Origin of the sequence: Silvimonas soli (assembly GCF_030035605.1) — a bacterium.
Classification (GTDB): Bacteria; Pseudomonadota; Gammaproteobacteria; order Burkholderiales; family Chitinibacteraceae; genus Silvimonas; species Silvimonas soli.
Map to the genome: position 1 here is coordinate 453,622 of NZ_CP106736.1, position 13,461 is coordinate 467,082.

Annotated in this window: 12 protein-coding genes; 1 reads left to right on the forward strand and 11 read right to left on the reverse strand. The window is 56.7% G+C overall.

The window, feature by feature from the left end; all coding sequences use genetic code 11:
• Nucleotides 1-287: 287 nt before the first annotated feature.
• The 8 genes from N7220_RS02040 to N7220_RS02075 form a co-directional block, all read right to left on the reverse strand.
• Entirely contained in the window at nt 288-776 is a 489-nt protein-coding gene (locus N7220_RS02040) for a DNA-deoxyinosine glycosylase (protein WP_283149810.1), read from the reverse strand.
• A gap of 88 nt (nt 777-864) precedes the next feature.
• The gene (locus N7220_RS02045; RefSeq protein ID WP_283149811.1) at nt 865-1,968 is read right to left on the reverse strand and encodes a nucleoside hydrolase; all 1,104 of its coding nucleotides are present in this window, start codon (nt 1,966-1,968) and stop codon (nt 865-867) included.
• 151 nt (nt 1,969-2,119) lie between these two features.
• On the reverse strand, nt 2,120-2,527 hold the full coding sequence (rbsD, locus tag N7220_RS02050; RefSeq protein ID WP_283149812.1) for a D-ribose pyranase: 408 nt from the start codon (nt 2,525-2,527) through the stop codon (nt 2,120-2,122).
• Complete coding sequence (gene rbsK, locus N7220_RS02055) at nt 2,524-3,471, reverse strand: ribokinase (protein WP_283149813.1); 948 nt, start codon at nt 3,469-3,471, stop codon at nt 2,524-2,526. Before rbsK ends, rbsD begins: the two co-directional genes overlap by 4 nt.
• Nucleotides 3,472-3,516: 45 nt before the next feature.
• Nucleotides 3,517-4,533, reverse strand: a complete 1,017-nt coding sequence (locus tag N7220_RS02060; protein WP_283149814.1) for a LacI family DNA-binding transcriptional regulator — start codon at nt 4,531-4,533, stop codon at nt 3,517-3,519.
• Between the two features lie 33 nt (nt 4,534-4,566).
• Nucleotides 4,567-5,598 carry an ABC transporter permease gene (locus N7220_RS02065; protein ID WP_283149815.1) on the reverse strand — a complete coding sequence of 344 codons (1,032 nt, stop codon included), beginning with the start codon at nt 5,596-5,598 and terminating at the stop codon, nt 4,567-4,569.
• Nucleotides 5,599-5,722: 124 nt separating this feature from the next.
• Nucleotides 5,723-7,264 (reverse strand): sugar ABC transporter ATP-binding protein, encoded by a 1,542-nt coding sequence (locus tag N7220_RS02070; RefSeq protein WP_283149816.1) that lies wholly within the window; start codon nt 7,262-7,264, stop codon nt 5,723-5,725.
• 72 nt (nt 7,265-7,336) lie between these two features.
• Entirely contained in the window at nt 7,337-8,287 is a 951-nt protein-coding gene (locus N7220_RS02075; RefSeq protein WP_283149817.1) for a sugar ABC transporter substrate-binding protein, read from the reverse strand.
• A gap of 737 nt (nt 8,288-9,024) precedes the next feature.
• Between N7220_RS02075 and loiP the strand changes: the two genes are divergently transcribed.
• Nucleotides 9,025-9,780 carry a metalloprotease LoiP gene (loiP, locus tag N7220_RS02080; protein ID WP_283149818.1) on the forward strand — a complete coding sequence of 252 codons (756 nt, stop codon included), beginning with the start codon at nt 9,025-9,027 and terminating at the stop codon, nt 9,778-9,780.
• A 67-nt stretch (nt 9,781-9,847) separates the two neighbouring features.
• On the opposite strand, the gene sucD is transcribed toward loiP, so the two are convergent.
• From sucD to lpdA, 3 genes are all read right to left on the reverse strand, one after another.
• Nucleotides 9,848-10,735, reverse strand: coding sequence for a succinate--CoA ligase subunit alpha (sucD, locus tag N7220_RS02085; RefSeq protein ID WP_283149819.1), 888 nt, complete (start codon nt 10,733-10,735; stop codon nt 9,848-9,850).
• A 27-nt stretch (nt 10,736-10,762) separates the two neighbouring features.
• On the reverse strand, nt 10,763-11,932 hold the full coding sequence (gene sucC / locus N7220_RS02090) for an ADP-forming succinate--CoA ligase subunit beta (protein ID WP_283149820.1): 1,170 nt from the start codon (nt 11,930-11,932) through the stop codon (nt 10,763-10,765).
• Nucleotides 11,933-11,998: 66 nt separating this feature from the next.
• Nucleotides 11,999-13,432, reverse strand: coding sequence for a dihydrolipoyl dehydrogenase (gene lpdA / locus N7220_RS02095; protein ID WP_283149821.1), 1,434 nt, complete (start codon nt 13,430-13,432; stop codon nt 11,999-12,001).
• Nucleotides 13,433-13,461: the final 29 nt, after the last annotated feature.

Genomic DNA, 13,461 nt, shown 5'->3' on the forward strand with positions numbered 1-13,461 from the left:
CAATGGGCGACTCATCATCGCCATCCCCTTGTACCCTGCTTAGATCGTTGTCTTGCGGCCGACGAACTGATAACGCTGTTGCAGCATGGTTTCAGCGGTTTGTTCCAGCCATTGAATAAGTGTACGCATGATGGTTTCTCCTGTTGCTTCGTAGTTTTGTTATACGTATTGTGCACTTTTTAATGAAACAAAACTACGTAAAACTCACACTCCGCAGCGACAATTATTCACACAGCATATTGTTGGCGAGGCCTTGTCGCGGGTTTTCAGTCTCTACGGCAATGCAATTACAGCGCACTCACCAACTGTTGCCATGCTTGCTGTTTCTGCGCCAACGCCAGCGTATAGGCAGGGCTGGATGAAGGCAGGTCAATCAGCGTCAGGCCGCTGATACCCAAGAGTTGCCGTCGGCCTATTCGCGCCGATGTACCGCCGTTGAACCCCACCGCTTTGAGCGCTGGCAGCGTTTTGACCAGCTCAGCGAGTGCATTGTGAGACTGGTTGCGGATAGCCGCATCCAGACTGCCTTGGCGCTCCGCCTCTGCGATGACATCCCACAGGCCGATGTGATGCGCCAGCAAGGTGGCCAACCGCATTTCATACGATTGCGCCCGCAGATCAACGCCGATGACGGCACCAACCAGTTCCCAGAACCTGTTTTGTGGATGAGCGTAATACTGCGCCTGCGCCAACGAGCGCTCGCCCGGCAGGCTGCCTAGCAACAATAGCCGGGTGTGTTGATCGACCACTGGTGGGAAGCAACGTTTGAGATCCATAGGGTGCGGTCAGACGGAGGTGTGAAGTACAAGCCCGCATCTTGCCCGTGCGCAGAGGCGCCAGGCAAGATGCGGGGTGTTTGCCGGATCAGTTAGCAGGTAGTACCACCGGCACTGCCCGGGTCATCAGATCGATGTACTGCGCCAGGAAGCGTGCGTTATCGAACTTGCTGATATAGCGAATCTTGCGCACCGAGCCACCGACGATGGGCGCCGTGGTGCTGGCAGAGACCTGCCCTTGCTGCTCGCCTGGCGTAGTGTTGATGGCGAGCCAGGCATCCGTGGTTTGGGTCGCCATGGTTGGATCAAGCAGATAGGCAATGGTTAGCGTGTCAAAGATGTGTGCATCCGGCCCGAGGAACTGGGCGTTTTCGGTGTCGTAAATCTGCGTGACCACCGTTTGCCTGGCCGGATTATGCGCAATGGCATCAAACGTCGCCTGATCCAGCGGCACGGTATCGGTTACATCCAGCGGAATCACCACTTGCGGGATATCCTGACGCAGCACTTCCTGTACGGCCACCGGGTCAAACCACCAGTTCATTTCGGCCACTGCATTGGAATTGCCAGGCACATTGATATTGCCGCCCATATACACAATGGATTTGATCAGCGGCGCAATTTCTGGCGCTTTGCGTAATGCCAGCGCCAGATTGGTCAGCGGGCCAACTTCCAGAATGGTGATTTCATGCGGGTGCGCCTTGATGGTCTGGATCATGAAATCCGCCGCATTCTGTGCTCGCAAAGTGGTGCTGGTGGCAAAACCATCCGGCGGTGCGATCAGATCGGTCGAGCTTTGCGGTTTGGGGAACATCCATGCGCCAAACCAACCGTTGGGGTTGGCAGCCTGCTGCGCCCGAATGCTGGTTTCATCGTACGCTAGCGGGTAATCCGCCCCGCCATACACGCCAATGCGCTGCGAAACGCCCATGCGTTCCGTGGCCTTGAGCGCGTCGCTTTCCTCCTGCATGAGCCAGCCATTCCCGCTTTCAATGGTCAGGCCCAGCACATCAATTTTGCCTTGGGCCATCAATTGCGTGGCCATGACGAACAATTGGCCATCGTCACCCATGGTATTGAAGTCGGTATCGATGATCACTTTGGGCGCGGAACCAGTTGAATCGGAATCTCCGCCGCATCCGGCCAGCAAAGCGGTACCCAGCAAAAGCAGTGACAGGACTGTCTTTTTCATGTTGTTTCCTTGGATTTTTGTCAAAAGCGGCATGCACCGGGCCTCACCGAGAACCCGTTGCGGGTTTCGGCGTGCCAGGACTTTCAAACTGCAGAAGCAAAACAGCAGGACTACTGAGGTGGTTACGGCAAAAAAGAGGAACTGCAGAAAACTAGAAGGTGACACCTGCCACCAGCATTACGTTGGCATAGGGCGTGCATTCGCCGGTGCGGATAAAGGCACGCGCATCGCGGCTCAAGGTTTTGAGTGCTTCATGGCTAAGGACTTTGCGCTCGCCCAGCACGTCGGCATGCTCAGCCAATGCCGTCAGTGGTGCTTGCTGAGCAGCCACCATTTCAGTGGCAATCACGTGCGATTGCACCTGCATTTCACTCAGCACTGCGGCCAGCACCTGGCTGAAACCGGGCGTGCCGGGCACGAGTGCCAGATCGATGATTTGCACGTCTGGCGCATGCAAAGGCGTGGGCATGCCCGCGTCGGCGATCAGAATCATGTCGCCATGCCCCAGCGTTGCAATGAGGCGGGACAGCGCGGCATTGAGCAAAGCGGTTTTCTTCATGCCTGATGCTCCAGTTCGTGTAGATAAGGAATAGACGGCTGTGCACCCGCGCGCGTTACCGAGATCGCCGCGGCGCTTTGCCCCAACACGATGGCGGCATGCGGCGTGGCGCCGTTGGCCAGCGCTGCGGCAAAGCCACCCGTGAAGGTATCCCCGGCGGCAGTGGTGTCCACTGCATGCACCGGAGTGCCCGGATAATGCGCAACGTCGTTGTCGATCAACGCCACCAGGCCACGAGCACCCAGCGTAATGATCACATTGCGAGCACCCAGCATACGTAGCCGCTGCGCGGCGATGCAGGCATCTTGTGGCGAATCCACGGCGATACCACTGAGCATGGCCGCTTCAATTTCATTGGGGATCAGATAATCAATCTGGCTTAGCCAGTCGCCAGGCAAGGCTGCGGTGACCGGCGCCGGATTCAAAATCGTGGTCTTGCCCAGACGGCGGCCCGCTTGTAATGCGGCCAGCACCGCCGGATAGGGGATTTCCAGTTGGCATACCACAACATCTGCGGCGGCCAGTACGGGTTCCGCGCCGTTAATGGCGGCAACATCCACCCGCGCATTGGCTCCAGGAATAATCAGAATGGCGTTCTGGCTCGCCTCATCCACGATGATCATTGCCACGCCAGTTGCCGCGTCAGCAATCCTGGCAACCCCTTGGCAATCGATATTCTCGGCCTTTAACCCGTTCACCAACTGCGCGCCATAGGCGTCTGCACCCACAGCGCCCAGCATGGTCACTTGTGCGCCCAATCGGGCGGCGGCAACAGCCTGATTACCGCCTTTACCGCCTGCAATGGTGGCAAAACTGGTACCAGCCAGCGTTTCGCCCGGATGCGGCAAGCGCTCGGCCCGACCGACCAGATCCATATTCAAGCTTCCAATTACCACCACGCGCCCTGGCACGGCCGCTTCGCTCTGATGTTTGACTGCTGTCACTGCGCTATTCCTGTATTCAGGCCGCTTCGAGTGGCGGCGTTATGTTCATTCATTGCCAACAATGGCCAAGGCACTGGTTGATTCTCGTACCGTCAATTGCGGCGCCACAATTTGTCGCCGAGCCGGGCCGGTAGCCGCGCCGCTGATGCGGTCGAGCAACAGTTGCGCTGCTTGTTCTCCCAGCTGCAGGATGGACTGACCCACTGTCGACAGCGCGGGATAAACATAGCGACTCAATTCAATGTCATCAAAACCGATGACCGAGCAATCTTGCGGCACGCGCATGCCGCGCTCGGCGGCGGCGCGCAGCACGCCAATGCCCATCATGTCATTCCCGGCAAAGATGGCCGTCGGCTGCAACCCGGCAAACAGACGAGAGGCCGCGTAATAACCACCCGGGCTGGAAAAATCGCTTTCCATGATGGCCTCAGTGCCAATGGCAACGCCTGCTTCGGCCATCGCCCGCGTGAATCCGGCGACGCGCAAGGTACTGACCACCATCGATGATGGGCCACTGATACAACCAATGCGCCGATGCCCTAGCGACAGCAAATGCTGCGTGGCCACGTAGGCACCGAATTCGTGATCAATCTCGACCAGATCAGCAGTGACGTTGTCGACTTCGCGGTCGACGATGACCACCGGCACATGGTTCTCGCTCAAGTCCAGCGCCAGTGACGGGTTATCACCGGCCGAGGCAATCACCAGTCCATCGATACGCTTTTCGCGCAGTGCCCGCAGATAGTTGCGTTGTTTCTCGGTGTCATCATCCGAGTTACATAAAAAGACGCAGTAACCATTTCGCTCGCAGCGCATTTCGATGCCACGCGCCAATTCGGCGAAGTACGGGTTGGTATTGTTGGGCACCAGCAAACCAATGGTGGAAGTCGCCCGCACTTTGAGCGAACGCGCCACACCAGACGGTACGTAATTCAACTGGCGAATGGCGCCTTCTACCTTCTCGCGGGCTTTTTCGCTGACCGGCCGCGTGCGATTGACCACGTGCGACACGGTAGTAAACGACACGCCAGCCAGCGTTGCCACATCCTTGATCGTTGCCATGAATCGTTTGTTTCCTGAGTGTGAGCGAGTGGCTTAGCCGCGCTTTTTGGCGCGATTGCTGCGATAGGTATCCAGCACCACGGCGACCACAATCACCGCGCCCGTAATGATGCGTTTGGTTGGTTCATTAGCCCCGATCTGCGCCAGCCCGGCGGCCAGCACCGAGATAATCAACACACCGAAGAAAGTGGCGATGACCGAGCCGCGCCCGCCCATCAAACTGGTGCCACCGATCACCACGGCAGCGATCACTTGCAGTTCCATGCCCTGCCCCGCGTTTGGATCAGCCGCTTCCAATCGGGAAATCTGGAACAACGCGGCCAGACCCGCCAGCGCACCCATCAGCGCAAACACAATCAGCTTGTAGGGTTTGGGATTGATACCCGCCAGGCGCACAGCTTCTTCGTTCGTGCCGATGCCCACCAGATAACGGCCAAACACGGTGCGGGTAAGGACCAGCTGGGCAACGATCATGACCGCCAGCGCAATCAAAAAGGCAGGAGAAATGCCCAACGCGACCGGGTTGGACAGCCAGTCAAATGAGGCGCCAATGTACGCTGTGCGCGAATTGGTCAGTTGATATGCCACGCCGCGGGCAATTTCCAGCACGCCCAACGACACAATGAATGAAGGAATGCGCCAACCCACTGTCACTGCGCCGGTCAACGTACCCGCCAGCGCCGCCACGGCCATGCCCAACAGAGCCGAAGGAAATGGTCCCAGTTGATATTTGAGTGAAGCGACACTCACAACCGATGCGGCCAGTGCCAGGACCGAACCCACCGACAAATCGATGCCAGCAATGATCAGGATGAAGGTCATCCCGACCGACATCACCACCAGATCGGGAATCTGGTTGGCGATCAGGCTGAAGGTGTCATAAGTAAAGAAATGCGAACTGAGCACAGAAAACAGCGCAATCATCGCCAGCAGCGCACCGGCCAAACCCAGATATGTACTCAACGAGCGCCACAGCGCCGACCCCGTCAATGTAGAGGCGGAAGCCCCCATCACGGCAGCGGCGTCTGCTTGCGGACTCGCCGGATTATTTTGTTGTTCGTTCATGCTGCTGCTCTCCTCGAGTCGCAACCGGCGCACAGTTAGCGCGGGCTGCCGACTATTTCATTGATGTTTTATTGCTGTCTATTCATTCAGTTGCCGATACTTGCCGGGCAATGTCGCATCGGTTTTAGCCGGCGACAGGTTCCGGTTCTGTGAGCATGCGATCGCGTGTCTGGTATCCGGCAAAGGCGGCAGCAAGAATGGCATCCTGGCTCCAGCTTTCACGCTCGAAAGTGCCGGTTAGCTGACCAGCCGAGAGCACGGCAATGCGGTCACAGATCAGCATCAGTTCGCGCAGGTCGCTCGATACCACCACCAGCGCTTTGCCTTTACGCGCCAGTTCGCCAAACAGCGCGTAAATATCAAACTTGGCGCCGATATCAATGCCGCGCGTAGGTTCGTCAAACAACAGCACTTCACAATCGCGCTCCAGCCAGCGCCCAATCACCACTTTTTGCTGATTGCCGCCAGAGAGTTCCTGCACCGTTTGTTGCGGGCCAGAGGTCCGGATATGCATGGCGTTGATCTGCCGTTGGGCCAGCGCGTGTTCACGCTTGTTATCCACCACGCCATGGGCGGATACCGCATCCATATTGCCCAGCGAGATATTGGCGGCAATCGATTGCGACAGCAGCAAGCCCTCGCCTTTGCGATCTTCGGTGATCAGCGCAATGCCGTGATTCACCGCATCGGTTGGGGACGAAATCGTGACCGGCTTGAGCGGGTTGCCCACCGCCACGCTGCCGCGATCAGCGCGATCGGCACCGTAGATCAACCTCAGTAATTCGGTACGTCCGGCACCGATCAAACCACTGATGCCAAAAATCTCGCCGCTGCGTACTTCCAGTGAAATATCTTTTACAACGTCGCCGCGGCCCAGGCCTTTTACTGCCAGCAAGGGCGCGCCGATCGGGCGAACCCCAAAATCAATCTTCTCGCCCAGTTCGCGACCTACCATCAAAGTCACCAACTGGTTACTGCTGTATTTGGCGATGTCGTCTACGCACACCAGGCGACCATCGCGCAGCACCGCAATGCGGTCTGCAATACGCGACAGTTCTTCCAGCCGGTGCGAGATATACACCAGCGCCACACCGCGTCGTTTGAGGGCGGCGATCTGGTCGAACAACAAATCGACTTCGCGCGCGGTGAGCATGGCGGTGGGCTCATCGAGGATCAGTACCCGACATTCGCCAATCAGGTTACGGGCGATCTCGACCATTTGCTGATGGCCGATGCCCAGTTCTCCGACCAGGGTGTCCGGATCGATGGCTTCCAACCCGACTTGCGCCATGGCGTGGCGGGCGTCTTCGCGCAGTTTTGCGCGGGAAATCCAGCCTGCGCGGCGCGGTAATTTATTGAGAAACAGGTTTTCTGCCACCGACAGCGTCGGCAACAAATTGAGTTCTTGCATCACCATGCGGATACCGGCGTGTTCTGCTTCGGTCCGGCTATGTGGTGTGTATGGCTGACCCTGGTATTGCATCTGCCCGTGCGTGGGCGTCACCAGGCCACCAATAATTTTGGAAAGCGTACTTTTGCCCGCGCCATTCTCACCGGTCAGGGCTAATACTTCGCCCGGATAAAGCTGCAGGGTGACATCGGCCAGCACTGGTGTGGCGTAGTCTTTACCCAGACCAGTTACGGCAATGATTTCGCGATCAGACATATTCAGGTCGTCCTGTATGGCGCGGCACCGTAACGGCGCCGCGCCGGGGCGTATTGGCAGATGCGTTTACGCTTACTTGGTGATCAGTTGTACCTGGGTTTCAACCACACCAGACAGATCAGATTGTTTCTTGTGCTCTTTGATCGCCTTGAGCGCAACGTCGATCCCGAACACGGCTTGCTTGGCTGCAAACTGGTCAGCGGTAGCCAGCACACGGCCGTCAGCCAGCATCGGCTTGATCGCATTGATATTGTCGTAACCCACCACCATCACCTTGCCTTGCTTGCCCGCTGCACGCACGGCAGACACGGCGCCAATAGCCATGTTGTCGTTACCGGCCAGCAGTGCTTTCAGGTTCGGGTATTCGTTCAACATGGCCGACGCCACGGCATTGCCCTTGTCGATTTCCCATTCGCCAGACTGTACCGAATCAACCTTGGCACCCACAGTGGTCATCGCATCTTTGAAACCGGCAGTGCGTTGCTGGGCGTTGGTGGTGGTCGAAACGCCTTCCAGAATGCCGACTTCATCACCGGATTTCAGTTTTTTGGCCAGGTAATCGCCGACCAGCTTGGCGCCAGCGCGGTTGTTCGGGCCCACAAACGGCACGTTCAGATTTTTGGATTTCAGAACGTCGTTATCCAGCTTGTTATCGATGTTCACCACGATGATGCCGGCATCAACGGCTTTCTTGACCACCGGCACCAGCGCTTTGGAATCAGCCGGAGCAATCACAATGGCGTCGACTTTGGACACAATCATTTGCTCGACAATGCGAATCTGGTTGGCAGTGTCGGTTTCATCCTTGATGCCATTGGTAACCAGATCGAACTGCGCGGCGTTTTGTTTCTGATAATCCTTGGCGCCTGTTTCCATGGTCAGGAAGAACTCGTTAGCCAGCGACTTCATCACCAGCGCGACCTTGGGTTTGTGGGCATCCGCATGGACGTTTGATACCGGCAACACAGCGACGGCGGTGAACGCAAATGCGGCGGCGATCATGCGGCGAATATTCTGTTTCATGCTTGTCTCCTGAATGAACTGGACTGCACTGATTTGGTGATCGTGATTGGGTAAATAAAAAAGCAAACGTTTGCGCAAACAAACAAAAAACTGGCGCATGGGCTACCGCGTTTTCTGCTTGGCAGAGTCAGATGTAGCAAACGTTTGCGCACTACAAATTACGAATGATTACCCCATTGCCGTCAACAACATTACGTTTTGCGGCGCACCAGGAAAGCACAGTCAGCTTGTTTTTGGTGCATGTGAGAAGGCGACTGGACCGAACAACTAGCCATTGAAAGCTGACACATGTCGTTATCCATCCAGCACGGCGGAAGGCGAGACAACCGTGTTTCTATGGCGCTCAGGCATTTTTCGGAGATGGTTTTTGCGCAAAGATGTAAGGCCAGCCAGCGTTTTCAGTGCTTTAACGGCGGTTGTCGCTTGCCGGTTACCAAGCTATTTTTGCGTGAACGGCATGTGCAAACGCATATCGATATCTAAAAAAAAGCTGTGGTTTTTTGCAACAGTCCACACCTCAAGACCGCATGTTCAGACACAAAATGAAATGCAGCCTGGTATGGCGACCCATTTCATGACTCGAAATCGGTCATCGACTTAGCACTACCAGCTTAAAAGCTGATACATGAAGAAATATTTGCGGTATTTTTTCCGCAAAATCCGGTGGGAAAGTCCACAGCGAGCGGCAACAATAGCTTTGCCAGACTATGTATCCGGCATATTTATTGGAGACCGCAATGCAATACCGTTACTCACTTTCCATTCTCGCCGCCGCCACGCTCGCCCTGACCGCTTGCGCTGGCATGGACACCAATGCGCTGATGCAATCGGGCGCCACTGCAGCGCAAGCCGCCATGCTGACCGACAGCGATGTGCAGCAACTGTCAGTGCAGTCTTGCCAGGAGCAAGACGCCAAATCGTCAATTGCTCCAGCGAGCAGCACTTACGCCAAACGTTTGAGCGTTATTTCCAAAGGTTTGCCGACCAGCGTGAATGGCGCGCCACTCAACTTCAAGGTGTATCAAACCAAAGACGTCAACGCCTGGGCGATGGCGAACGGCTGCGTACGCGTTTACAGCGGCTTGATGGACCTGATGACAGATGACGAAGTGCGCGCCGTGCTGGGACACGAAATTGGCCACGTCGCATTGGGCCACACCAAGAAAGCGGCGCAGTTGGCATATAGCGTCACTGCCGCGCGTGGCGCAGCCGGTGCAGTGGGCGGGTCGACCGTGGCGGCACTTTCCAAATCGCAACTGGCTGATCTGGCCGAACAACTAGTCAACGCCCAGTTCTCGCAAAAGCAGGAAAGCCAGGCCGACGATTACTCGTTTGATCTTTTGAAGAGTAAAGGTTTGAGCCAGAAACCGCTGATGACCAGTTTCCAGAAACTGGCCACGCTGGATGGCGGCAAGAGCACCATGATGAGCTCGCACCCCTCCTCCATTGATCGCGCCAAGCATATTCAGGACCGGATCAACTCGGGTAAGTGAGTCCCACCGCCCGAATATAAAAAGGCCCGCAAATGCGGGCCTTTTTATTCACAACGGCAATCAACAATTACTTGATCATGCCCTTGGATTTCAGCAATTCAAACATGGTCTTGCCGATTTCTGCCGGGCTGCGAGTGTAGGCAATGCCAGCCTTCTCAAATGCCTTGAACTTCTCTTCAGCCGTACCCTTGCCACCGGAGATGATCGCACCGGCGTGGCCCATGCGTTTACCCTTCGGTGCAGTAACGCCAGCGATGTAGCCCACAACCGGCTTGGTCACGTATTGGCGAGCGAACTCAGCAGCTTCTTCTTCTGCCGAACCGCCGATTTCACCGATCATCACGATCGCATCGGTATCCGGATCATCCTGGAACAGCTTGAGTGCGTCGATATGGCTGGTACCCGGAATTGGGTCGCCACCGATACCGATACATGTGGACTGGCCCAAACCCAGCGCGGTGGTTTGCGCTACGGCTTCATAGGTCAGCGTGCCGGAGCGCGACACAATGCCGATGCGGCCCGGGTTGTGGATGTGCCACGGCATGATGCCGATCTTGCACTCGCCCGGGGTGATGATACCTGGGCAGTTCGGGCCGATCAGGCGGATGCCGGCTTCGTCCACGGCTTTCTTCACATACAGCATGTCGATGGTCGGCACGCCTTCGGTAATACATACGATCAGCTTCACGCCGGAATCGATGGCTTCAAGGATCGAATCCTTGGCAAAAGCTGCCGGTACGTAGATGACCGAGGCATCGGCTTGGGTCTGGCGTACCGCGTCTTTCATGGTGTTAAACACCGGCAGACCCAGATGCTCGGCACCGCCCTTGCCCGGTGTTACGCCACCGACCACTTTGGTGCCGACTTTCAGTGCTTGTTCAGCATGGAAAGTGCCGTTCTTGCCGGTGAAACCCTGCACCAGCACTTTCGTGTTTTTGTTTACGAGAACGCTCATTTTTGAATCCTTATCCGATGCGGATGATTAGAGGGCAGCCACGGCGGCAACAATCTTTTCCGCCGCATCGTTCAAACCTTGTGCCGAGGTCAGGGCTAGGCCCGATTCGTCCAGAATCTTGGCGCCCAGTTCGGCGTTGTTGCCTTCCAGACGCACCACCACCGGCACGGTAACGTGCACTTCTTTCACCGCCGCAATGATCGCTTCGGCAATCATGTCGCAACGCACGATACCGCCGAAGATGTTGATCAGTACGCCCTTGACCGAGGTGTCAGCCAGGATCAGCTTGAAGGCTTCGATCACGCGCTCTTTGGTTGCGCCGCCGCCCACGTCCAGGAAGTTGGCTGGCTGGCCGCCCTTGAGCTTGATGATGTCCATGGTGGCCATGGCCAGACCGGCGCCGTTCACCATACAACCGATATTGCCTTCCAGTGCCACATAGTTCAGCTCGAATTCGGACGCTTTCACTTCGCGTTCGTTTTCTTGCGACTTGTCGCGTTGTGCCAGCAGATCCGGGTGACGGAACAAGGCGTTGGAATCGAGGTTGATCTTGCCATCCACGCAGGCCAGTTCGCCGTTTTCACGCAACGCCAGCGGGTTCACTTCAAACAGCGCAAAGTCGTTTTCGACGAATGCGTTGTAGGCGCCCAACATCAGCTTGGTGAACGCGCCGATTTGCGCGCCGGACAGGCCCAATGCAAACGCAGCATCACGCGCCTGGAACGGCTGCATGCCGGTCAGCGGGTTCACTTCAATCTTGATGATTTTTTCTGGTGTTTCCTCAGCGACCTTCTCGATCTCCACGCCGCCTTCAGTGGACACCATAAACACGATGCGTTGCGAACCGCGGTCTACCACCGCGCCCAGGTACAGTTCGCGCTGCACCGGGTACATGTCTTCACATACCAGCACGCTGTGTACAGGCTGGCCAGCGGCGTCGGTCTGGTAAGTCACCAGGTTGGTACCGATCAGGCGGGTGGCTTCTGCCGCAGCTTCTTCGCGGCTCTTTACCACTTTCACGCCACCAGCCTTACCACGGCCACCAGCATGCACTTGCGCCTTGACCACGGCGAACTTCCCGCCGAGGGTGTCATAAGCTGCAGCCGCTTCTTCGCCGCTGTTGGCCAGAATGCCGCGTTGTACCGGCAGACCATATTTGGCCAGCAGTGCCTTGGCCTGATATTCATGCAGATTCATGTGAAAATCCTTGTGAGGAGTAAAGCGTGAGGGGTGAGGCGCTGTGACCTCCCTCCTCACACAAGATCAAGAGTGAAGGCCGCGCTTGTCGACGCCCAGCGCTGCTTCGTGTACCGCTTCAGACAGCGACGGATGCGCATGAACGATGCGCGCGATGTCTTCTGACGATGCATTGAATTCCATCGCGACCACGGCTTCGGTAATCAGTTCAGACGCAAACGGCCCGATGATATGGACGCCGAGAATGCGGTCGGTCTTGGCATCGGCCAGCATTTTCACAAAGCCAGCGGTTTCGCCCAGACCCAGCGCGCGACCATTCGGCGCAAACGGGAACTGACCTTTACGGTATTCCACGCCTTCTGCCTTCAACTGTTGCTCGGTCTTGCCGACCCAAGCCATTTCCGGGCTGGTGTAGATCACCCACGGCACGGTGTTGAAGTCGATATGCGGGTGCTGACCAGCAATGCGTTCAGCCACTGCCACGCCCTCTTCCGACGCCTTGTGCGCCAGCATCGGACCACGCACCACGTCACCCACCGCCCACAGATTTGGCAGGCTGGTACGGCATTCATCGTCCACCACGATGAAACCACGGGCATCCAGCGGCAAGCCGACTGCATCGGCAGCTAGATTCCAGGTATTCGGGACACGCCCAATCGAAACGATCAGCTTGTCGAAGGTTTCGGCGTGCTCTTTGCCCTCAGAATCGGTGTATTCCACCTTCACCGATTTGGCCGTCGCTTTGGTGGTGTTGATCTTCACGCTGGTGCTGATCTTCAGACCTAGTTCCTTGATGAAAATCTTCTGCGCTTCTTTGGCAACCGCTTCGTCGGCAGCCAGCAAGAAACCAGGTGCGGCTTCCAGGATGGATACATCTGCGCCGAGGCGCTTCCATACCGAGCCCATTTCCAGACCGATCACACCAGCGCCGATCACGCCCAGCTTCTTGGGCACTTCCGGAATGCTCAGCGCGCCCACGTTATCCAGTACCACCTTGTTATCGAACGGCAGACCTGGCAACTGACGGGGTACCGAGCCGGTGGCGATGATCACGTGAGTCGATTCGACTACTTCGGTCTTGCCGGATTCTTCGACTTCGACCTGCCACTTGTCACCATTGCGGCCAACGATCTTGCCGTGACCAAACAGGCTGGCCACCTTGTTCTTTTTGAACAGAAAGCCAATGCCGCCGGTGAGCTTGCTGACGATGCCATCTTTGCGTTCCAGCATCTTGGCCACATCGAACTTGGCACCCGAAACGGTAATGCCATGCGCCTGGAACTTGTGCTCAAGACGCTCCCAGTTTTCGGAAGACTCAAGCAGCGCCTTGGAAGGAATACAACCCACGTTCAGACAAGTACCACCGAGGCTTTGCTTGCCTTCCTTGTTCTTGAATTCATCCACGCACGCGGTTTTGAAACCCAGTTGCGCAGCGCGGATTGCCGCGACGTAGCCACCAGGGCCGCCACCGATCACCAGTACATCGAATTGTTGAGACATGTTTATGACCTTGTTCTGCGAGCTAACAA

What these genes read in the sequence shown, in the direction of transcription:
- N7220_RS02065 (WP_283149815.1), bottom strand. Translation starts at nt 5,598, where the DNA reads ATGAACGAACAACAAAATAATCCGGCGAGTCCGCAAGCAGACGCCGCT.
- N7220_RS02045 (WP_283149811.1), bottom strand. Translation starts at nt 1,968, where the DNA reads ATGAAAAAGACAGTCCTGTCACTGCTTTTGCTGGGTACCGCTTTGCTG.
- rbsD (WP_283149812.1), bottom strand. Translation starts at nt 2,527, where the DNA reads ATGAAGAAAACCGCTTTGCTCAATGCCGCGCTGTCCCGCCTCATTGCA.
- N7220_RS02040 (WP_283149810.1), bottom strand. Translation starts at nt 776, where the DNA reads ATGGATCTCAAACGTTGCTTCCCACCAGTGGTCGATCAACACACCCGG.
- sucC (WP_283149820.1), bottom strand. Translation starts at nt 11,932, where the DNA reads ATGAATCTGCATGAATATCAGGCCAAGGCACTGCTGGCCAAATATGGT.
- sucD (WP_283149819.1), bottom strand. Translation starts at nt 10,735, where the DNA reads ATGAGCGTTCTCGTAAACAAAAACACGAAAGTGCTGGTGCAGGGTTTC.
- N7220_RS02070 (WP_283149816.1), bottom strand. Translation starts at nt 7,264, where the DNA reads ATGTCTGATCGCGAAATCATTGCCGTAACTGGTCTGGGTAAAGACTAC.
- lpdA (WP_283149821.1), bottom strand. Translation starts at nt 13,432, where the DNA reads ATGTCTCAACAATTCGATGTACTGGTGATCGGTGGCGGCCCTGGTGGC.
- N7220_RS02075 (WP_283149817.1), bottom strand. Translation starts at nt 8,287, where the DNA reads ATGAAACAGAATATTCGCCGCATGATCGCCGCCGCATTTGCGTTCACC.
- loiP (WP_283149818.1), top strand. Translation starts at nt 9,025, where the DNA reads ATGCAATACCGTTACTCACTTTCCATTCTCGCCGCCGCCACGCTCGCC.
- N7220_RS02060 (WP_283149814.1), bottom strand. Translation starts at nt 4,533, where the DNA reads ATGGCAACGATCAAGGATGTGGCAACGCTGGCTGGCGTGTCGTTTACT.